This is a genomic window from Sphingomonas bacterium (assembly GCF_903644055.1).
Lineage (GTDB): Bacteria > Pseudomonadota > Alphaproteobacteria > Sphingomonadales > Sphingomonadaceae > Sphingomonas_I.
Genome location: NZ_CAHJXD010000183.1, coordinates 1 through 18956, shown reverse-complemented (window position 1 = coordinate 18956; position 18956 = coordinate 1). Strand labels below are relative to the sequence as shown.

16 protein-coding genes, 1 tRNA gene and 1 pseudogene are annotated in these 18956 nt (G+C 62.8%); 4 read left to right on the top strand and 14 right to left on the bottom strand.

Annotation, left to right across the window (positions count from 1 at the left end):
• Positions 1-50: 50 nt before the first annotated feature.
• Positions 51-1406: a DUF6119 family protein gene (locus tag HUU94_RS08090; protein WP_174274578.1), complete on the bottom strand. Its 1356-nt coding sequence runs from the start codon at positions 1404-1406 to the stop codon at positions 51-53.
• Positions 1407-1701: 295 nt separating this feature from the next.
• Here HUU94_RS08090 and HUU94_RS08085 point away from each other — a divergent pair, with 295 nt between their 5' ends.
• Entirely contained in the window at positions 1702-1854 is a 153-nt protein-coding gene (locus HUU94_RS08085) for a hypothetical protein (RefSeq protein WP_174274577.1), read from the top strand.
• 206 nt (positions 1855-2060) lie between these two features.
• On the opposite strand, the gene HUU94_RS08080 is transcribed toward HUU94_RS08085, so the two are convergent.
• Positions 2061-2345 carry a hypothetical protein gene (locus tag HUU94_RS08080; protein WP_174274576.1) on the bottom strand — a complete coding sequence of 95 codons (285 nt, stop codon included), beginning with the start codon at positions 2343-2345 and terminating at the stop codon, positions 2061-2063.
• Positions 2346-3360: 1015 nt separating this feature from the next.
• Here HUU94_RS08080 and HUU94_RS08075 point away from each other — a divergent pair.
• The gene (locus HUU94_RS08075; RefSeq protein ID WP_174274575.1) at positions 3361-4218 is read left to right on the top strand and encodes a hypothetical protein; all 858 of its coding nucleotides are present in this window, start codon (positions 3361-3363) and stop codon (positions 4216-4218) included.
• A 265-nt stretch (positions 4219-4483) separates the two neighbouring features.
• A complete protein-coding gene (locus tag HUU94_RS08070; protein ID WP_174274574.1) occupies positions 4484-6109 on the top strand; it encodes a DUF927 domain-containing protein in 1626 nt (541 codons plus the stop codon).
• 53 nt (positions 6110-6162) lie between these two features.
• Here HUU94_RS08070 and HUU94_RS08065 read toward each other — a convergent pair whose 3' ends face one another.
• The 8 genes from HUU94_RS08065 to HUU94_RS08030 form a co-directional block, all read right to left on the bottom strand.
• The gene (locus HUU94_RS08065) at positions 6163-7383 is read right to left on the bottom strand and encodes a tyrosine-type recombinase/integrase (RefSeq protein WP_174274573.1); all 1221 of its coding nucleotides are present in this window, start codon (positions 7381-7383) and stop codon (positions 6163-6165) included.
• 186 nt (positions 7384-7569) lie between these two features.
• A complete protein-coding gene (locus HUU94_RS08060; protein WP_174274572.1) occupies positions 7570-7971 on the bottom strand; it encodes a VOC family protein in 402 nt (133 codons plus the stop codon).
• The gene (locus tag HUU94_RS08055; protein ID WP_174274571.1) at positions 7961-9031 is read right to left on the bottom strand and encodes a hypothetical protein; all 1071 of its coding nucleotides are present in this window, start codon (positions 9029-9031) and stop codon (positions 7961-7963) included. Before HUU94_RS08055 ends, HUU94_RS08060 begins: the two co-directional genes overlap by 11 nt.
• Before the next feature lies 1 nt (position 9032).
• Positions 9033-10586 (bottom strand): MBOAT family O-acyltransferase, encoded by a 1554-nt coding sequence (locus HUU94_RS08050; RefSeq protein WP_174274570.1) that lies wholly within the window; start codon positions 10584-10586, stop codon positions 9033-9035.
• A 28-nt stretch (positions 10587-10614) separates the two neighbouring features.
• A complete protein-coding gene (locus tag HUU94_RS08045) occupies positions 10615-12537 on the bottom strand; it encodes an HAD-IIIC family phosphatase (protein ID WP_174274569.1) in 1923 nt (640 codons plus the stop codon).
• Between the two features lie 8 nt (positions 12538-12545).
• Positions 12546-12788, bottom strand: coding sequence for an acyl carrier protein (locus HUU94_RS08040; RefSeq protein WP_254602050.1), 243 nt, complete (start codon positions 12786-12788; stop codon positions 12546-12548).
• 53 nt (positions 12789-12841) lie between these two features.
• Complete coding sequence (locus tag HUU94_RS08035; RefSeq protein WP_174274568.1) at positions 12842-14254, bottom strand: hypothetical protein; 1413 nt, start codon at positions 14252-14254, stop codon at positions 12842-12844.
• Between the two features lie 85 nt (positions 14255-14339).
• Positions 14340-15713 carry an RNB domain-containing ribonuclease gene (locus HUU94_RS08030; RefSeq protein WP_174274567.1) on the bottom strand — a complete coding sequence of 458 codons (1374 nt, stop codon included), beginning with the start codon at positions 15711-15713 and terminating at the stop codon, positions 14340-14342.
• A 193-nt stretch (positions 15714-15906) separates the two neighbouring features.
• On the opposite strand from HUU94_RS08030, the gene HUU94_RS08025 reads away from it, so the two are divergent.
• The gene (locus HUU94_RS08025) at positions 15907-16578 is read left to right on the top strand and encodes an energy transducer TonB (RefSeq protein WP_254602048.1); all 672 of its coding nucleotides are present in this window, start codon (positions 15907-15909) and stop codon (positions 16576-16578) included.
• Between the two features lie 20 nt (positions 16579-16598).
• On the opposite strand, the gene HUU94_RS08020 is transcribed toward HUU94_RS08025, so the two are convergent.
• From HUU94_RS08020 to HUU94_RS08005, 4 genes and pseudogenes are all read right to left on the bottom strand, one after another.
• On the bottom strand, positions 16599-16895 hold the full coding sequence (locus HUU94_RS08020) for a glycine zipper 2TM domain-containing protein (RefSeq protein WP_174274565.1): 297 nt from the start codon (positions 16893-16895) through the stop codon (positions 16599-16601).
• A gap of 146 nt (positions 16896-17041) precedes the next feature.
• Positions 17042-18151, bottom strand: coding sequence for an S-(hydroxymethyl)glutathione dehydrogenase/class III alcohol dehydrogenase (locus HUU94_RS08015; protein ID WP_174274564.1), 1110 nt, complete (start codon positions 18149-18151; stop codon positions 17042-17044).
• 67 nt (positions 18152-18218) lie between these two features.
• Positions 18219-18305, bottom strand: a tRNA-Leu gene (locus HUU94_RS08010).
• Positions 18306-18394: 89 nt separating this feature from the next.
• Positions 18395-18956: pseudogene (locus tag HUU94_RS08005) on the bottom strand (hypothetical protein); the annotation flags it as partial.

The window sequence follows — 18956 nt, the reverse complement described above, 5'->3', positions numbered from 1 at the left end:
GTCTGGTCTCGCAACCGCTCGGAATCACATCGGAACCCGGTCGTCCACCATTACGCTACCGTTCCGACACAGCCTCTAAGCGGCGAAGAGCCGTGACCGTCCTTCAAATGGATTAGCTGACGGCTGGTCGATAGGAAGTCACAAGGCTCAAGATTTGCGCGTTTAGCGCCTGTTGGATTCGCACGGGTTTGGTCGAGACAGAGTAGGTTCGCGTTGGCGAGGAGCTGGGCGATGAAATCGCGCTCATTCTTGGCAGTGGTGGAGACGACAAACGCTGGCGTCACCAAGGCTTGGTACGCCATCTCCACTTCATCGTAGAAGCCGCGATCGACGAGATACCATTGCCCATCGAACAACACATGGGTTTCACCATTGTGCTGCGCCTCATAAACGAAGCACGAATAAAGCTTGCGGCGATGCTCGCGGTCCACCTGCCCGTTCTCGACCACGCAAATCTCATGCGACCCCTTAAGTTCGGCCATACTGGGAATTGCCGGAAATTTTCCACGCTGCAGCTCGGCAACATAGTCTTCGATTGCGAGCTCGCTGAAAACCGCCTTGCGCCCTGACAGCAGGCCTAGGCCGAAATATCCGATTTCCAGATCGTCCTCGGGTGCGAGAATGTCGGGAATGGCAAGGTGAAGGTCCGAGGCACCACCGCCGACGAGAGTCTTGAGCTCACCGAATGCCAGGCCGTCGAGAATATCTCGGAGCTTCGGGTCGCCCACCGGTTGAATATGATCGATGAACTTGAAGTCGCGCTGATAGGTCTTCTCGCCATAGATCTGGAGCGCACGCTCGCAATAAGCGATTATCGCAGCCGGCGCGACCGGTGCGCGTACTGAAAGCGCATCGCGACCGGTCAGTGCTTTTGCAAAGCCGCTTGAGGCCGGGCTACCCGCGGCTAGGCGAACCAAGTCGCGATCGGTGTTGATCTCGAATGCACCAAGATCTGCGTTGCGACTTGCTTGAGTGCGCCGCTGCATGACGGTTGTGTCTAGCGTGGCGCTGTCGATTGTGCGCAGGCGGTCGCGACTCACTAGGTTGAGAGTGACCTTGAGCCCGAAGCCTCGCTCGATTGCGCTTTCATCAAGCGAATGATGCCCCTGGCCGAAGCAGAGCGCAAAAAGGCGCTTTGCCGGCTTGGAGGTCTCCACGAATAGGACCGCGGCGCAGCTCTGGGTGCGCAATTCGGCTCGGGCATCGGGCGCCAACTGGCCGAGAAAATCGACCCAGCCCGGCGGGTTGGCGGGCGACTGACCGACCCACAAATCACCGACCGCGCTATCCATCGAGCGCAGACCATGGTCGTCCTTAAGGGCTTCTGTAGCGGTAGCGACCTTCAGGAGACGCAAAGACAAGGCGACGGTGTTGATTGTCGGCGCTGCAGCTGGGTTACTTGCCATTCCGCCCTTCTCCTTGCACCCATATTGTCACTTCAGGGGCGATACTGGAAGATATTACGCCGCTTCGATCCAGTATGGATGTATTCATTGAAGTGCAGAAGCAGCGACGGCGTTGAGTCATGTCCGCTTTTGGGGTTGCGACATAATCGATCGAATGGCGTAAATTAGGGCGCGAAACGGCCGTCGCCTGAGAGTAGAAATCGGTTGTCGGACGGGTGACTTGGGCGAGGGCGCCCCTGCAACCGGTGTGGCTCCAATCGCGTTGTAGTGGCTCGGAAATCAGAGGAGAATTTCGATGGCTGGCGACGACGACGAAACTACCGGCGGGACCGATACTTCGGGCCAAGAAAACACCACGCAGGGCACCGACAGCTCTTCCAGTGAAAGCACGAGCGGCGGCACCGACGCTTCCGGTCAGGAAAGCACCGTCGGCACCAGTGGCGCGTAGATGGCTGCAACCGATTATTGGCCGTCGTGATTTCGAATTTCGGCGCAGCCCATATATTCGGTGGCTACCGGGTCGCCTCATGAACTGTCCTGGCGAGGACCGCCGTGTTCAGAAAAAGCTGACAGAGAAATTGAGGCTGAGGGCCGCGTCGGTAGGTTAATGGCAATATGGTGCGAGTGACACCGATGATTACAGCTAGGACTGCTTCAATCGTCTTCATATGACTCGCGGACAGTGCGCAAGGAGGTCTGACCTGTAGCGATCTCGCCATTCCCAAGCAGAACGTCGCATGTATATCCAGAATAGACAGCTTTAAATCGATCACGCTTCCAATCAGCAACTGTCTTGGAATGTTTTAGCTTCTTTTCGTAACCGTACGAGCCAAGTACGCCGTTAGCCTTCAGATCGACTACCGACTTGCCCTTTCTTACCACAAGGTCAAAGCCCTCGAGATCAGCGATAGCGCGTACACGGGTTGCAACCGTAGTCATCAAAACCTGCCCCTAATCCACAACGGAGTTCCAGACATCATTTGTTGCATTCGCGCTGATGGTCAAGCGGCGTTTTGGGCTGCCAGATATGATGTCAGCCAAGGCTCGTGACTGTTATTCCGAATGTTCTTTTTCGCTCGGGTCGAACTAGCCGTTTGGTAAATGAAACCGATTAGAAGCTCTGGAGGAACTTCATGTCGGTCGGCATAAAGGAGCTGATATGCGAGCCGATTCATTGGCTCCTCGCCAATGTCCAACATTGATGACTTTGTCCGCCTCCCGGGTTTCCGATAGAGCTCTTCGTTCCGGTCGATCGCGTAGATCGCCCAATGGAATGGATTTGCGTCAAATTTGATGACCTTCGGCTCGTATTCCAAAAACCCGACTATCGATTCTATCAACGATAGCCGCTTCTTCGACCGCAGCTCTCGCACCATTCGATATATGGCGATCTTGATCAGGCTGGTGCGGCGGTCCTGAGGGCACGTCGAGGCGCCAGGGTTGACAGAACATGCCTCGTCGACCGGCTCAATGGCCTTTTCCCAATCCTCCAGCAGCCATGAAGGCGGCTTTTGCGACCTGGCGTTTGCTGGCGGTCTTCCGGGCTTTGGCCCATTCCGTCTCCGTTTAACTGGCAACCCACCCTCCAAACCTTACAAGCCACTTTGCGCGTCCGTTGCAACTGCCAGAACGGCAAATGCAATTCGATTGCAATGAAAACGGCCGCCGTCAAAAATGAACTTGTAGCCGAATACAAACTGCCCAGACAGCCATTTGACCGCTCCTATCAGTCCATCGGTCCGACGCGGTTTGCGACGGATTGATACGGAGAAATGGTGATGAAACATCTGAGTTTTCGACGCTTTTGCGAGCGCGTCGGTGTGAAAAAGACGAAAGGCTGGGACCTTATAAAAAGGCGGGAAGTGGCCGCGTTTAAGATCGGAAGCCGCACCTTTGTAACCCGCGAAAGCGCGAGGGAGTTTATCAAGCGCTCCATCGAGAAGGGGCGCGGCTAATGGCGAACCTCACCAAGCTCTGCATCCTTAAGGACGGCGATTTCGTCACCCGTACGGCGGGGACAATGGAGACCTTTGTCGCGGCGATTAAGGAAACAACCACGCGCAGACACGGACTCGAGCGGTTCGCCTGTTGGAATGATGCTGCGCCAACTGAAGTGGCACAAGCCAGAATTCTGGCCAAGTCGCTATCTGAGCAAGATTACTTTGACCCGGTCTGCTCACCGGCCAATCCGCTCTTCACGTTTCTCAGTCGGGGGCAAATCATCCCCCACGTCCTTCAACAAGCCGAATTTCTGGGCGCGGAGAAGGTGACGGTTGCTACGCTGATCCCACGGCATGGCCTGATGACGCCCGACGAGCTGATGGCCGTAACTGCTGCAGAACTGAAAGCGGCCCTCCGCAGCGCCTTGAACCGGGCTGGGGCGGCACAGGCGAAGGGATGGCTCTTGGCGGGGCTTCACGGGTCATTCGACCTCGCCACAAAGCTCTACCAGCTGCACTGGCATCTGGTCGTGGCCGGTGGGATGATCGACGTGGTCGACGCTCTGCGTAATCAGCAGCAGTATCGGTCAAGCCGTGACGAACCTGACGGCAAAGTCTTCCAACGGGTTATGATTAGGCGGAAGCCGATCACGGACATGGCTCGGGCCCTGACCTACATCATGCAGGGATTCTGGCCATGCCGTTGGGTCGGGACGACCGAAGACGGTGATCTCACCCGACTCTCCCGACGTCGCCGCATCCCAGAACCGTATCACTCTCGGTGGTTGCTCTGGATGCACAGACAGAATCTTTCGAACCTGATGCTCCCAATGCACCTGGAGGTGGAGAAGGGTATGCTCAAGGTCCGGTAGCTTCAAAAGTGTACACGTGTGTGGTGATAGAAACGTTGATCTAGGTGTTAGTTCAGTACTGTAGCCCCTTAGATCAATTAATATGAGTGTATTAAGCTAAGAACACTAAGAACACTGCATAGCCACTCTTTCACTGCACACGCCCCATAGAGGCTTATGCTAGATATGTAGGGAGTGTAGGGACCTAAGCGCCTCTCCCCACTCCAAAGTCAACATCAACATTATGACGTAGCGACACGAGCCGTCGCTGCGTGGGAGAATTATTGTGCCAATTTCCAAGCAAACTTTTGACGATCACGTGTTTGGCCGGACGGCCGAAACCACGGGCGAGCGTTGGATCGCCGTGCAGCAAGGACAGACTGTTGGCTGGGCACCTCGGCGTGCTTTTACGGGCAATAGCGCTGAGGCAGTCGCGATCCTGAGCCATCAGGGAATCGATATCATCGGCAGGGATCATCTCGGCCATATCCACGCCTCCATCAACGCTCTGAAGGATTTTCCGCCGGGCGACTTGGTTACCGGGGTCGGTTGGAATGGACGTCATTTTGCCCTGCAAGATGCGACAGTTTTCTCCCCAAAGGGCTCATTGCCTTTCGCTGTGGTTCTCGAGCCAATCGCGGGCAAGAACGACATCGCCGGCAGCCACGAGAAATGGCTGGAGCGAGTTGCGACGCCCCTTGCCCGGCTTCCCCTGTCGTCCTTTTGTCTCATGCTGGCCTTCGTCGGGCCGATCCTGTCGCTGACGGAGCGCGACAGCAATTTTGGCTTCGAACTGGTCGGCGGTAAAGGCCGGGGCAAAAGCACCCTCCAGCGACTGACCGCGTCAATTTTTGGCGGCATCGGCGCTGGCAGCAGCGGGCGATATCTCGAAACTTTCGATACCACCCTCAACGCGCTGGAACCCCAGCTACGAAACCATGCAGACTTGCTGCTGATCCTCGACGAGGCCGCATTGTTTTTCGCGGGCAGTTCGGATCGGCAGAGGGCAGCGCAGTTTCAGGCTTTTGCCTTCAAGATGGCGACTGGCGATGAGAAGGGGCGAATGAATGCCTCGCGCGCTCGCGGAATTCGAATGGCCTACATCAGTTCATCCAATGAACGCCTCGAAGACATCATTGCGACAAAGAGCACCACCGCAAGCGCTGCCGGCGACCGGTTTATGACCATTCCGGTCCCAGATGATCAGCCGCATGGTGTCTTCGAAAGCCTGCCCGCCGGATATGCCAGTGGAAGCGCGCTTGCCCAATCGCTGATTTCCGCCGCCGGCAAACACCATGGGCATGCGATCAGGGTTTTTCTCGAAGCCCTGGTCGATGCGCGGGCCGCAGATCAAAAGGGGTTGCGTAAGCGCATCAAGCGGCTTGTGGAGCAGTTCCAAGAGAATGTCGGCATTGATCTCAACTCTGGCACGGACGTTCGAGTCTCCGAGGCCTTTGGGCTCGTTTTTGCGGCTGGTAGGCTGGCCCGAGATTATGGCGCCCTGCCCGCATCTTTTCGCAATCTCGGCACAGCGGTTGCGCGTGTTTATGATATGCATCGCCAAGCAATGGCAGCAACGCTGCCCTTCATTGAACGCCTGCAGGAAATAGCCGAAAAGCCCGAAACTATCCTGCTGTCCAAACGGCGTGCGGCCCTCACCGCTGAAACCCTGGAGGCCGCCCCAGCATTCATCGCGATGAAGCGCGATCATCGCGAGGCGCTCATTACTGTCGAGGCATTCGTCCGGCAATTTCCCGATCACCTACGCCTGCTAAAGCAGCGGGAGGTCGGAGACCTCATGAAGCGCGACGGGCGTAATGATACATGCTGGCGCGCTCTAGCGAAGGGCATCGATAAAAAGCGAGTTTACGTTTTCAGGCTGCCTCCGCTGGAAGATCGCAACAGTATCTGACAGTCGCTGGGGAGGGCGTCCGCCCTCCCCACAGTCGTGATGACCTACCATCGTCAAGCCATCGCGCTGTCTTTTGTCACGAAGGTTCCCCAGTCCTCCAGCAAGGCGCGACGCATGTCGACAAACTTCGTGCGCTTGTAGGCTCTAATCACTTTATCCGAAACAAGATGAGCCAGAGCCGCTTCCGCCACGTCGCTCGGAACGTCAGGTTTTTTCTCTGCTGCCCAATCTCTAAATGAACTGCGAAATCCGTGTACGGTGTATGGCTGCTTCTCATCGCGCAAGATCTTGGAGAGCGTCATGTCGGAAAGTGGCGTTTTCTTTAGACTTGGGAAAATGAGTGAATTTTCCTCTGGAGGATGAAGTGCCGCCGCGCGGCTGAGGATCACCATCGCTGGTTCGCTTAGCGTCAGCACATGTTCCGTGCGCGTTTTCATCAGATTAGCAGGACGTCTCCAAAGTTTGCTCTTCAGATCAACGGTCGACCAGCGGGCATTGCGTACCTCACCCGACCGAGCCGCAGTTAAAATGGTAAAGAGAAGTGCAAGCCGCCCGACAGTGTCTGACTTCGAATTTAGCAAGCTCACAAATGTAGCTACTTGGTCAAACGGCATTGCTGCATAGTTTGCTCCAGCGTTACGTTTTGGTAGCCCTAGGGTCACTGATCGGCCGGGTGCCTCGGTCGGCCGCCACCCTTTCGAATGCGCATAATTCAGAACCGTCGACACTCTGCCTCGTACCTTAAGAGACATGTCTGCGAATTCGGTCCATATTGGAGCCAACATATCGCGAATATCGCTGGCTTGAACTCGATCGACTGCAAGTCTGCCGAGCGACGGAAATGCATGCCGCTCCAAGGAAGAAAGAAACGTTTCGGCTTGGCGCTTCGACCAACCCGCTTTCAAATCAGCATGGCAAGTTTTTGTTGCTTCCTCGAACGTGGGCACCTTGCGGCGCTCTCTATCTCGCTCAACGAACGGATCACGGCCTGCCCGGGCAAACCTACGTAACTCCGACGCCTTTTCCCTCGCCTCCTGTAAGGTCAGTAATCGGCGGGACAGAAGTGGGACGGAATTCGATGCCTGAACATCGCTGAGGCTCCGTCCAGACAAATCAACCGCGCCGAGTCCAATATCATGTCGCTTGCCGTCTCGCTGCAGGCGCAAGATCCATGATCGGGCGCCGCTTGGTTTTACGAGCAGATAGAGGCCTTCGCCGTCTCCGTGTCGACCCGCTCCGGCGTTTTTCACTTTTAACACGGTCAGACGCGTCATTGGTCGATCCCACATTGGCTCCCACACCATGCAGTGGCTTGTTGCGAACGTCAACGATTGAATGCGGACAGCATTCAATGCCTTCTTATTGTAATACCAGCATTTTCCATGGAAATACGAACTACAGCGAATTGCAACGAAACGGGGTTATAACGCTGTAGGCGGCACCACTTCCCGGCACCCCAATCAGTAAGGCTGCACGAATTCGATCTGGATGCCGCGCGTCGAGGCGGGGCTGAGGAAGTTGCAGAGGAAGTCGCCCGCGCCCTTGATCGCCTGCGGTTCGATCATCCGCATGCCCTGGCTTTCCGCCCAGCGCGTGACCTCGGCGATGTCTTCGACCTCGAAGGCGAAATGGTGGACGCCGCCGCCGCCCTTGTTGAAGCGCGCCAGCGATCCGCCGGTGGGGACGACGATCTCGATCGCCGAGCTTCCCTCGCCCGGCGTCGCGAAGATGCACCAGCACGACCAGGGCTCGACGAACCCGCGATAATCCTCGGTCAGCCCCATCGTCGCCATCAGCGTATCGGCCTCCTCGAAATCGGGGACGACGATTCCGACATGGTGGATCTTATACTTATCGAACATGCGGCTTTTCGGGCGCGGCGAGCAGCGGGGCGAGGCGATCGGCGAGCCAGGGCAGCAGGCGCGCGGTGCCGTGCCGGTTCAGGTGCGCCATATCCATATAATCGGCGGGATCGCTGCCCAGCAGGCTTGCCTCCCACACCGGGCCGATCGCCCGATAGAAAGCCGGATCGGCGAAATGCTCTTCCGCATCGAACACCGGCACGCGCAGGAAACCCAGCATCACGCCCCGGTCCCGCGCCGCACGCGCGATCTTCCGATCGAAGTGGCGTTCGACGGCATAGCGCCGATCGAGCGGCAGGAAGCGCAGCTTGGGATCGACGCGCATCTCGGCGGCGCGCGCCGCGCGTTGCGCATCGACGGTGGCGGGATCGAGCTGCCTGTTGCGATCGACGAAATTGCCCGTCGCTGAGACGAAGCTGTCGGTCGGGTCGAAGCCGCGCGCGCGATAGATCGCCGGATCGAAGCGCGGGCTGAGCTGGAAGGCGCGCGGCCACAGCCCCTGCACGAAGTAGGAGAGGTGCCGGTAGGGCAAGGTCAGCAGATTATCGACGTAGCTGGGATTGTAGAGCGCCGGCGATCCCGCGACCGATCGATCGTCGCCGAGGAAGCGGAAACCGGGATGGCTAAGCACCGCTTCGGGGCTTGCCGAAAGCAGGAGCAGACGCAGCTCGGGCCGGTTGGCCAGCAATTCGTCCGCGACCGCCCAATGCAGATCGCGCCCTTCCTGCGGCAGCGCGAAGTTGACGACATGGATCGGCCGCCCGAGCCTTTGCGAAAGCATCCGGCTGAGTTCGGGCGTGCGGACGCTCGCCTCCATCCGCGAGCTGCCGATCACCGCCGCATCGATCGGCGTCGGATCGAAATGGATGCGCTCGTAGATCCAGCGCGCGCGAAACAGGATCGTGCCGTCGACCTGCTGCCACTGGTAATAACGGTCGACCGGCAGCGCCATCAGCGCGACGAGACCGACCAGCACCCCGAGTACCAGCGCCGCGATCAGGCCGCCGGCCTGCGCCGGGCCGAGGTCCAGAGGGACGAGAGCGGGCGCCTTCTTCGCCATGCTAGAAGCCGAAATAGACGAAATTGGTGGTGCCGCGCGCAATGAAGGCGATGCCCACCATAAGGATCGCGCCGATCGCGAGACACCATGAAGCGGTCGGCTGCCAGGCGAAGGCGATCGGCGGCGTATCCATCTTGCGCCACTTCGCCCATTCCAGCGCGGGCACCGCCTTGTCCATGATCTGCTGCGTGTTGGGGAGCAGATAGACGAACAGAAAGCCCGCGATCAGCAGCGGATAGAGCCCCCACGCGCCGAGCGGCACGAGCACCGGCCATGCCTCCCACACGCCCGGACCGCCGTTGAGCCCGATCATCCCGCCGAACATCCGCCCCGCCGTGCCGAGATCGGGCGAGCGGAAGGGGACGCTGGCGAGCACGAAGGCGAGGGTGGTGGCGAGCGTCGCGACGATCCGGCGCCAGGCGGGATGGTCGGCATCCTTGCGCATCTTGTGGCGGCGCTTGAAATCGGCCCAGGCCTCGTTGGTCATCATGTAGGTGCCGTGCATCGCGCCGAACAGCACGAAGGTCCAGCTCGCCCCGTGCCATACGCCGATGATCAGCATCGACAGCAAGGTCGGCGCGAGCGTCGCGACGATCAGCGCCGCGCGCTGCCCAAGATCGCGGTCCACCGCGAACCGCGCGAGCGGCACCGCCAGCGGCTGGAACAGATAGGTCTGCACGAAGCGGCCGAGCGTGATGTGCCAGCGCCGCCACAGATCGACCACGCTGCGCGCGCGGAACGGCGAGAAGAAGTTCATCGGCAGCAGCAGCCCGAACATCCGCGCGACGCCGATCGCCATATCCGAATAGCCCGCGAAATCGAAGTAGATCTGCAGCGTATAGGCCAGCGCCCCGCCCCAGGCGGACGCCGCCGAGGGATGCGCGCCCGCCGCCGCCGCATCGAAGATCGGCCCGGTCCACAGCGCGAAGCTGTCGGCGATCACCGTCTTCTTGAACAGGCCGAACGCGAAGATCGCGAGGCCGAACAGCAGATCGGCCGGCACGCGCCGCGCGACGGGCCGCTCGGCAAGCTGCGGCACCATCTCGCGCGACAGGCTGATCGGGCCGGAAAGCAACTGCGGGAAGAACAGGATGAAGGCGAAATAGTGCAGCGCGTGGGGCGGCGCGATCCGCCCCCGCCAAAGATCGACGAGATGGCCGATCTGCTGGAAGGTGTAAAAGGAGATCGCCAGCGGCAACGCCATCTGCGCGAGCCGGATGTCGATGCCGAACGCGTCCGACACGCCCTGCGACAGGGCCGGCGCATATTTGAACCAGAACAAGATCGTAAGATTGGCGATCACGCCCAGCCACAGCCACAGGCGCGCGATCGGTTTTTCGGACCGCGCGATCGCGACGCCGATCAGATAATTGATCAGCACGGAGCCGAGCAGGAGCGGCAGATAATGCGCCGAGCTGCGCGCATAGAAGCCGATCGTCGCGACGATCAGGAGGGGCAGGCGCAGCGCGTGCAGCCGCGTCAGGGCGAGCAGATAATAGAGCGCCAGCGTGATCGGCAGGAAGCCGAACAGGAACAGGGTGCCGTTGAAGCTCATGGTCGCTTGGCCGTCGCCGGAGCACGCCTCACGCGACCGCCTCCGCTTCGGCGATCCGCACGACGCGGATCGGCAGATCGGGCGCGCTATAGTCGGCCAGATCGAGCCGCCAGTCGGTTGCGCCATCGGCATGGCCGGCAATCTGCGCGAAGCCGAGCTTGGCGAAATGTTCGGCGACCAGCCCGTTCTTCTTGGTCGGCAGATAATGGCCGATCAACGCGGCGGCACCTTCGGCCCTGGCCGCGGCGGCGATCTCGGCCAGCACCGCCTGCTCGACGCCGCGCCCAAGCACGCGGCAGCTCATCAGCCAGGTGTCGCACGACCAGGCATCGCCGTGCTTGTCGAAGATGATCACCGAGATCATGCCATTGTCACCGAAGCGATCCTCGAGCCGCACCTGCAACGTATATTTGCGCGGGTCCCGCTCGAACGCCTGGATGTCGTCCTCGCCGTAGCGGCGGGTCGTGAGGTTGAACTGGTTCGATTTGTTGACGAGCTGCGAAATGCGCGCGCGGCTTTGTCCGTCGAACGGCTGCACCGTCATCACCATATCCAGCGAGGCGAGATAATCGGCGAGGTTGGTGATCGACGCCTGGGTGCGCGTGCGCTCGGCATTGGCGGCGTAATAATCGGCGCGCTTGCGATCCTCGTCCGAGAAGGACACCGCCTCGAAATAGCCCGCGCGCGCGACGAGACCGGGATAATCGGCGGGATCGAGCCCCGCCTCCGGCACCGCCACTTCGGGCAATTCGCGCCGCACCAGCGCGCGCTCGACCGGATTGTCGTCGAGGAAGACGAGCGAATCGGTGCCGATGTTGAGCGTCGCGGCGATGTCGCGGATGTTGCCCGCTTTGTCGTTCCAATTGGCGACGAAGGCGGCGATATGCTCCTCCTTCAACAGCATCTCGGCATGTTCGCGGAACGGGATCAGCGCATTGGCTTCCTCGTTCTTCGAGCAGACCGCGAGGATCACGCCGCGCTGGCGCAGTTCGAGCGCAAGCCGCTGGATCGCCGCGAACGCTTCCCCCGTCCCCGATCCGTTGCCGAGAGCGATGCCCTCGACGCCGTCGTCGCCGATCACCCCGCCCCACAACGTATTGTCGAGATCGAGGATCAGGCATTTCCGCGCCTTGCCGCGCGCCGCCGCGATCACCCGGCAGACATGATCGGCGTAGAGCGGGGTCGCGTCGAGCGCGAAGGGCATCTTGGCGCCGTGCCACTCGCGCGCATCGTTCCAGCGCGCGAGGCCAACGGTTGACGCGACGAACGCGACATCGACGATGACGTCGCCGTCCAGCGCTATCGTATCGAGCCGCCGGTTGAACGCCTCGACCAGCGCGCGCGGCGAACCCGCGACGCGGCGATCGAAATGGCCGAACAAGGTGTCGGTCGGCGGCGCCAGCGTCTGGAAGATGCAGGCAGCGCCGATGCGGTCGCGAATGCCGTCGCGCAGCAGGATCATCTGATCGATCGCCGCCTGCACCGCGTCCCCGGCGCCGCCCTCGTCGAGCCGCGACTGGTGCAGTCCGAGCGATCTGGCATCCAGCGAGAGAAGCACATAATCGAGCGAATGCGGCGCGAAGCCGCTCGCCGGATCGAGCACCGCCTGGATCACCTGGCCGTAAGGCGCCTTGGTCAGCTTCAGAAGCAGCCCGTGGCGCAAGCCGGTGCCTTCCAGCGCATCGATTATCTGATCGAGCGTGTGCGAGCCGACGATGCCCAGGCGCACCGGCAGGAAGCTCGTGTTCCGCGCCACCGCCTCACGATTGCGGCGGACGACACGCCCCAATTGCCCGAGCTGGCTGGCGTCCATCGCGGTGGCGGCGATCCGCCGCAGATCGGCCTCGCCCGGCGCCTCGGCGGTCGCCAGCGCGCGCACCGTCGCGCGGAAATCGGCTTCGGGGGCGGGCAGCCACGGCAGCAGGTTCGTCGCGTCGAGCGCGTCGCCCATAAGTTCGCCTAGCCCAGCTTCGCGGCCAGCGCGTCGACCAGTTCGCCACTATTCTTGAAGCCCTCGATCTCGCCGGTCGAGAAGCGCACGCCGAACGCCTTCTCGGTCGCCGCGATGAAGCGGACGTGGCTCAGACTGTCCCATTCCTCGATCTCGTCGGCGCTGAGATCGTCCGAATATTCGAGATCGTCCTCGTCGAACACATCTTCCATCAACGGCACCAGCCGCTTGATGATGGCTTCGCGATCCACAGAATTTCCTTTCGTACCGACGATACTTCTAAAGCGCGATTCCGGCTGGGGCGTCAATCGGCCAGCGGCGGCCGATAGGTGCGGACCGCACCGATCGCCGCTCTGGCGTCGGGCGTGAGGCGAAGCGTGATGCGATGCGGCCCGTTGGCGAGGCCGGTCGCGATCACATGACGGGCCTCGATCCTGCCCGGGGCGAGCGGCGTCGAAGGCTCGTCGCCGCAGACGAACCGGCGATCCCAGCCGATGCGATAGCCCTCGGGCACCCCCTGCTGCTTCAGCGCCATCGCCGCCGGGATCGACCAGTCCCTGGCATCGATCCGCACCTGCCCCGATGGCGAGACGAAATCCTTCATGCCATCCCCCTGCCCGTCCGCGCCGTTGGGGCCGTAGAGCCGGAAGGTGAATTTTGTCTGATCCGGGGAGAGATCGTGCAGGATCGCGGTCCAGCGGCCCGGCTGGTGCGCCGCCGCCGACATGGTGACGCGGCGGATCGCCGGCCAGTAAGGCACGTTGGGAAGCATATCGGTGCGGCCGGTCTGCCAGCAGCCGTCGAGATCGCGCGGTGGCTTGCCATCGACCAGCACCGCGACTTTGCCGTCGAGCGGCGCCGAGGCGATCAGTTCGATCCGATTGCCGGTGACCTCCAGCGTTGCGCTGTTGCCGGGCGGCAGCGCCTGCTCCCACACCAGCGTCTGCGGATGCGGCGTCCAGTCGCGCACCAATTTATCGAACCAGGCATCGAACAGCCGCGCCATCAGGGCCCAGCCCCTGTCGTTGGGGTGCGGCGGATCGGCGAGGAGATCGGCGATCGCGAGGTCGTGCCGCTTGAGATAGGCGTTCCAGCCCCAGCGGCGGGGATCGACCGCGAGATGATAGCGCCAGGCGATGCCGGGCACGGCGGTGCCAGAGAAAAACTCTTCCCAGCTATTCTGCCGATACCAGAGGAAGCCCTTGCAGCCGGGCGGCGCGCGCAGCGTGAGGTGCAGCCCGCCGCGGCAGATCGGCTCGACCGGCACGGTGACATGATCGCTCTGGACGATGATCTCGGCGGCGGTGCGCGTCCGCATCGCCTTGATCACGCGCTCATAAGCACGATGATCGCCATAGGCGTGGAAGACGATCAGGTCGGGATAGACCTCGTCGATATCGCGTTCGACCGTCCGCTCCAGCTTGGTCGATTCGAAGCCGCCGATCGCGAGGTTGCGGACGATGAAGCGCGTGTTGGGGTAGGTCGCGCGGAGATGCGCGACGGCGATGTCGGTCCACTTCGGCTGCGAGATCGACTGGCCGTAGAATAATATCTTCAGCGTCTTTGGCTGGTTCGCGGTCGAGGTCCTGATGGTCCCCAGCGTTCGCGCGAGTTCGCTCTGCGGGTTGGTGTCGCCCATCGGATGCGGGGCGGGGCGCTCGCCGCAGGCGGAGAGACCCGCCAGCAACAATGCGCACGACGTCCAGCGCCCCCGCAACCTCCGCCCCCTCACGATCATGGGATCGGTGCTACACCAACCTCGCGATCCCCGAAGCATATTATGCGCGCGACCGCGCCGCCGTTCAGGCAAGCGCATCGAAGATGACGGTGCGGCTGCTCGGATCCGCCGTCCGCAGCCGCACCGTCAGCCGCCCGCCCGGCGACACGCCGTGCGCCGCGACGCGCGCGATCACCGGCAGATCGGCGAGCTGGATGCGCGCGCCGCGATCGTCGACATCGGTGATCACCGCCGCGAAGCTTTCGCCTTCCCGGCCGCGCAGCATCATCGTTTCGGCCAGATCGATCACCGCGCGGCCGATCTGGCCGGCGCGACCATCGGCGTGCGCCATCACCTGCGGCAGCCGCGCGAACGCCTGGGTCACGGCATCGGGAACCGCCTGCCCGTTCGCGATGGCGAGCGCGGCGCGGATCACATAGCGATCGGCAAGCCGGCGCAGCGGCGCGGTGGCATGCGCATAGGTCGCCGCCATCGCCCAGTGCCACGGCATCACGCCCTCGCGATAGGGAGCGTAGCTGGCCCCCTCGCCCGCGCGCCGCGTGGCGAGCATGAAGGCGGCCTGCCGCGCGTCGACCGGATCGAGCCCGCGCTCGAAATCGGCGAGGCTCACCCCGGCGGACCATTGCAGCCCATAGCTCAGCGCCGCGACCCGCAGCCGCTCGATCGCGCGCGCATCGGGTGCCGCCATCACGCGAAACAGGCCGGTACGGTGCGCCTGCAAGGCATCGGCGACCGCCATGTTGGTGGCGAGCGACAGCGCCGCGTTGCGATCCTCGGACAAGAGCCTTGGGCGAAACACCAGCCGATAGGTGCCGTCGCCGGCATCCTCGACCTCCTGCTCGGGCGGATCGACGCGCGCCGCGCCGCGCCGATCCTCCGCCGCCTGAATGCGCTCCGCCAGATCGACGAATCCCTCGGGGAGATCGCCATCGCGAACGCTATCGTAGGCGAGCTTGGCGGTGCTGCGGATGATCGCGCGCTCGACGCCATCGAGCTTTACCGCGCCATCGGGGGCGACCCGCACCGTGAAGATCACCGCCGGACGCGGGCCGCCGGGCAAAAGGCTCGCCGCGCCCTCGCTCAGCACCGGCGGATAGAGCCCGGCGCGGCCATCGGGCAGGTACAGCGTCTCGCCGCGCGCCCAGGCTTCCGTATCGATCACGCCGCCATCGTCGACGAACCAGGCGACGTCGGCGATCGCATAATGGAGCAGCAGATCGGTGCCGCTGCGCGCGATCGCGAACGCCTGATCGAGATCGGTGGAACTGGCCGGGTCCAGCGTTACGAAGGGCTGGTCGGTGCGATCGAAATGTTCGGCAGGGGCACGTCGAGACGCCTCGTGAACCTCGGGCGAAAAGCCTTCGGGCACCTGAAACTGGGCACGGATCGCGGTCAGGCCGGGACCGAGCGCGTTGCCGGGATCGAGAGGCGTCTTCATTCTCGCGTCGTAGAAGCGAAATCGAACCGCGCAAACTCGGCATGACAAGCGCGATCGGGAAGGACCGAAGAACAGCGCGCTGCATCCCGCCGGGCTTCCCAGGCGTTCCTTCGCGAAAGTAGTAAGAGTGGCGACTATGCTGACTACGCCGATCAGGGACAGGATCATCGCGGGTGTCGGCACCACGCTGGTGATGGCGATGCTCGGCTATGCGCTGGTAATGGGCTTGCTGGTCCGCAGGGTAACGCGGGTCGAGCCTCCCGCCACGTTGATCACCATCGCGCCCGACCGGCTGCCACCCACGCCGAAGCCCAAACCGGCGCGCATGCGCAAGGCGGCGGGTGCGGCTTCACCCAGCAACATCCGCAACAAGGCCGCCGAGGTCGTGGCGCCATTCGTCGCGCCAAAACCGTTGCCGCCGATACCCGCCGCTATCGTCGCCGGCGTGGGCGCGGCCGCGTCCAACGGCGCATCCGATCGGCCGGGACCGGGCAGCGGCGCAGGTGGACAGGGCAATGGCAGCGGGAGCGGCGGCGCCGGCGATGGTGAAGGCGACGGGGGTTATACGCCGCCGTTCCAGATCAAAGGCAGTCTAAGCTTCTCGGATCTTCCGGAAGCGCTACGCGCGACGGGCGTCGAAGGAGTCGTCGGCGTACGATATCATATCGAAGCCAACGGACGCGTGAGCGATTGCGCGATTACCCGCTCAAGCGGCAGCGAGTCGCTGGACCAGAACACCTGCGCGCTCATCCAACGCCGTTTCAGGTTCGATCCTTCGCGCGATCCGCAAGGCCATCCCATTCGCGCGACGCTGGTCGAAACGCATAGCTGGCTTACGGACCGTAACGGGCGGGGAACGCCCTGAGGCGATCCCCGCTCCGGGTATCAGCAGCCGTTCCTGCGATTCTGCGCGGCATCATGCTTCTTGTCGAGGTGACGGCCGAGCAGGGCGCCACCGCCCGCGCCGGCAATCGTGCCCAACGCACCGCCGCCCAGCGCATTGCCGATCAGACCGCCGCCGACCGCGCCCGCGACCGTGCCGGTGGTGCCGCTGCTCTTCTTGCAATGGCGGTAATAGCGACCGTCGCGGCCACGGTAGGTATGATCGCGGCTCTGCGCGATCGCAGCCGGAGGCACCAGCGTCGGCAGCGCCACCAGGCCCGCCAGGATTGCGAATGTCATCTTACTCTTCATCAAAACCTCCATCGTATCGGCTGCCCAACGATAAAATGCGCGAGAGGTTTCATGACCGGGTTCGGCTGGTCTCATTGCGCGACCGGACGGCGCATCGCCGCCCGCTCCATCGGGCGTGGCGTACGGGAGGTGAATCAGTAGACCACCACGCTGCGGATGCTCTCGCCCGCGTGCATCAGATCGAAACCCTTGTTGATCTCTTCGAGGCTCAGCACATGGGTGATCATCGGATCGATCTCGATCTTGCCGTCCATATACCAGTCGACGATCCTGGGCACGTCGGTCCGCCCCTTGGCACCGCCGAACGCCGAGCCCCGCCAGTTGCGGCCGGTGACGAGCTGGAACGGGCGCGTCGCAATCTCCTTGCCCGCTTCCGCAACGCCGATGACGATGCTCGTCCCCCAGCCGCGGTGGCATGCTTCCAGCGCGGTGCGCATCACCTGCGTGTTGCCCGTGCAATCGAAGGTATAATCGGCGCCGCCATCGGTGAGCGCGACGAGATGCTGGACGAGATCGCCCTCCACCTGCGCGGGATCGACGAAGTGCGTCATGCCGAAGCGGCGGCCCCATTCCTCCTTGGAAGGATTGAGATCGACGCCGATGATCTTGTCCGCGCCGACCAGCTTGGCGCCCTGGATGACGTTCAGCCCGATCCCGCCGAGCCCGAAGACGATGACGTTGCTGCCGGGCTCGACCTTGGCGGTCTTGACCACCGCGCCGACGCCGGTCGTCACGCCGCAGCCGATATAGCAGCTCGACTGGAACGGCGCATCCTCGCGGATCTTCGCCACCGCGATCTCGGGCAGCACCGTGAAGTTCGAGAAGGTGGAGCAGCCCATATAATGGAACAGCGCCTCGCCCTTGTAGCTGAAGCGGCTGGTGCCGTCCGGCATCACGCCCTTGCCCTGCGTGGTGCGGATCGCGGTGCAGAGGTTGGTCTTGCCCGAGAGGCAGGATTTACACTGGCGGCATTCGGGGGTGTAGAGCGGGATGACATGATCGCCGGGCTTCACGCTGGTCACGCCCGCGCCGACCTCGCGCACCACGCCCGCGCCCTCATGCCCCAGCACGCACGGGAACAGCCCCTCGCTGTCGAGCCCATCGAGCGTATAGGCATCGGTATGGCAGATGCCCGTCGCCATGATCTCGACCAGCACCTCGCCCGCCTTCGGTCCCTCGAGATCGAGCTCGACGATCTCGAGCGGCCGCTTGGCTTCGAAGGCGACGGCGGCACGGGTCTTCATCACGTCGCTCCTTGTGCGGATACCGCCCGTGGAGACGCGATCGATATCGCGCGGCGCTCACGATCGGTGGTGCGGTCGAGAAGACTCGAACTTCCACGCCCTTTCGGGCACAGCCACCTCAAGGCTGCGCGTCTACCAATTCCGCCACGACCGCACATCGAGAAGGGTCCCGGAAGCTCCGGGACACTGGCAGGCGGGTGCCCGTAGCAGAGCGGTTTGGGCACCGCAACCGCGCCCGGCGGATCAGCTTTCGCCCACCGCGAAGCTCACCGCGATCCGCTGCGAACTGCGCGGCACATCTACCGCCGCGCCATCGAAATCGAGCGCGGCATGCGGCGCGATCTGCGGCGCGGGACGCGTGATCGTCCAGCTATAGACGGTCTTGCCGCGCGCATCCTTGAGCTCGGCGCGGATGTCGGGGATCGGCTGCGGCTTGTCGGTGGGGTTCCAGATGCGCCCGCTGACCGCGAACAATTCGCTGCCGCCCGCGATCATCCGCCAATCGGGCTGGCGCGTGATCGCGATGCCGAGCGGCACCCGCCCCCGCGCCAACCCGAACGCACTCGCCACCTGGCGCGGGCCGAAGGTGGCGAAGGCGATCGCGAGACCGAGCAGGATGACGAGCAACGCGAGACCGCCGAGCAGCAGCGGCCCCCGGAGCAGGCGCCGTCGGCGGCGGTCGGGCAGCGCGGTTTCCTCGATCGTCTCGCCGATGGAATCGGATTCGGGAGCGACGGGGGGCACATCCTCGGCGGGCGCGGGCTTGGGCCCATCGGCGGGGGCGGTTTCGCGCGGCGGCTCGAAC

Excerpts from the sequence above, each read along its gene's own strand:
- HUU94_RS08045 (WP_174274569.1), bottom strand. The coding sequence starts at position 12,537 with ATGGGCGACGCGCTCGACGCGACGAACCTGCTGCCGTGGCTGCCCGCC.
- HUU94_RS08050 (WP_174274570.1), bottom strand. The coding sequence starts at position 10,586 with ATGAGCTTCAACGGCACCCTGTTCCTGTTCGGCTTCCTGCCGATCACG.
- HUU94_RS08055 (WP_174274571.1), bottom strand. The coding sequence starts at position 9,031 with ATGGCGAAGAAGGCGCCCGCTCTCGTCCCTCTGGACCTCGGCCCGGCG.
- HUU94_RS08020 (WP_174274565.1), bottom strand. The coding sequence starts at position 16,895 with ATGACATTCGCAATCCTGGCGGGCCTGGTGGCGCTGCCGACGCTGGTG.
- HUU94_RS08015 (WP_174274564.1), bottom strand. The coding sequence starts at position 18,151 with ATGAAGACCCGTGCCGCCGTCGCCTTCGAAGCCAAGCGGCCGCTCGAG.
- HUU94_RS08060 (WP_174274572.1), bottom strand. The coding sequence starts at position 7,971 with ATGTTCGATAAGTATAAGATCCACCATGTCGGAATCGTCGTCCCCGAT.
- HUU94_RS08085 (WP_174274577.1), top strand. The coding sequence starts at position 1,702 with ATGGCTGGCGACGACGACGAAACTACCGGCGGGACCGATACTTCGGGC.
- HUU94_RS08075 (WP_174274575.1), top strand. The coding sequence starts at position 3,361 with ATGGCGAACCTCACCAAGCTCTGCATCCTTAAGGACGGCGATTTCGTC.
- HUU94_RS08030 (WP_174274567.1), bottom strand. The coding sequence starts at position 15,713 with ATGAAGACGCCTCTCGATCCCGGCAACGCGCTCGGTCCCGGCCTGACC.
- HUU94_RS08090 (WP_174274578.1), bottom strand. The coding sequence starts at position 1,406 with ATGGCAAGTAACCCAGCTGCAGCGCCGACAATCAACACCGTCGCCTTG.
- HUU94_RS08080 (WP_174274576.1), bottom strand. The coding sequence starts at position 2,345 with ATGACTACGGTTGCAACCCGTGTACGCGCTATCGCTGATCTCGAGGGC.
- HUU94_RS08025 (WP_254602048.1), top strand. The coding sequence starts at position 15,907 with ATGGCGATGCTCGGCTATGCGCTGGTAATGGGCTTGCTGGTCCGCAGG.
- HUU94_RS08065 (WP_174274573.1), bottom strand. The coding sequence starts at position 7,383 with ATGACGCGTCTGACCGTGTTAAAAGTGAAAAACGCCGGAGCGGGTCGA.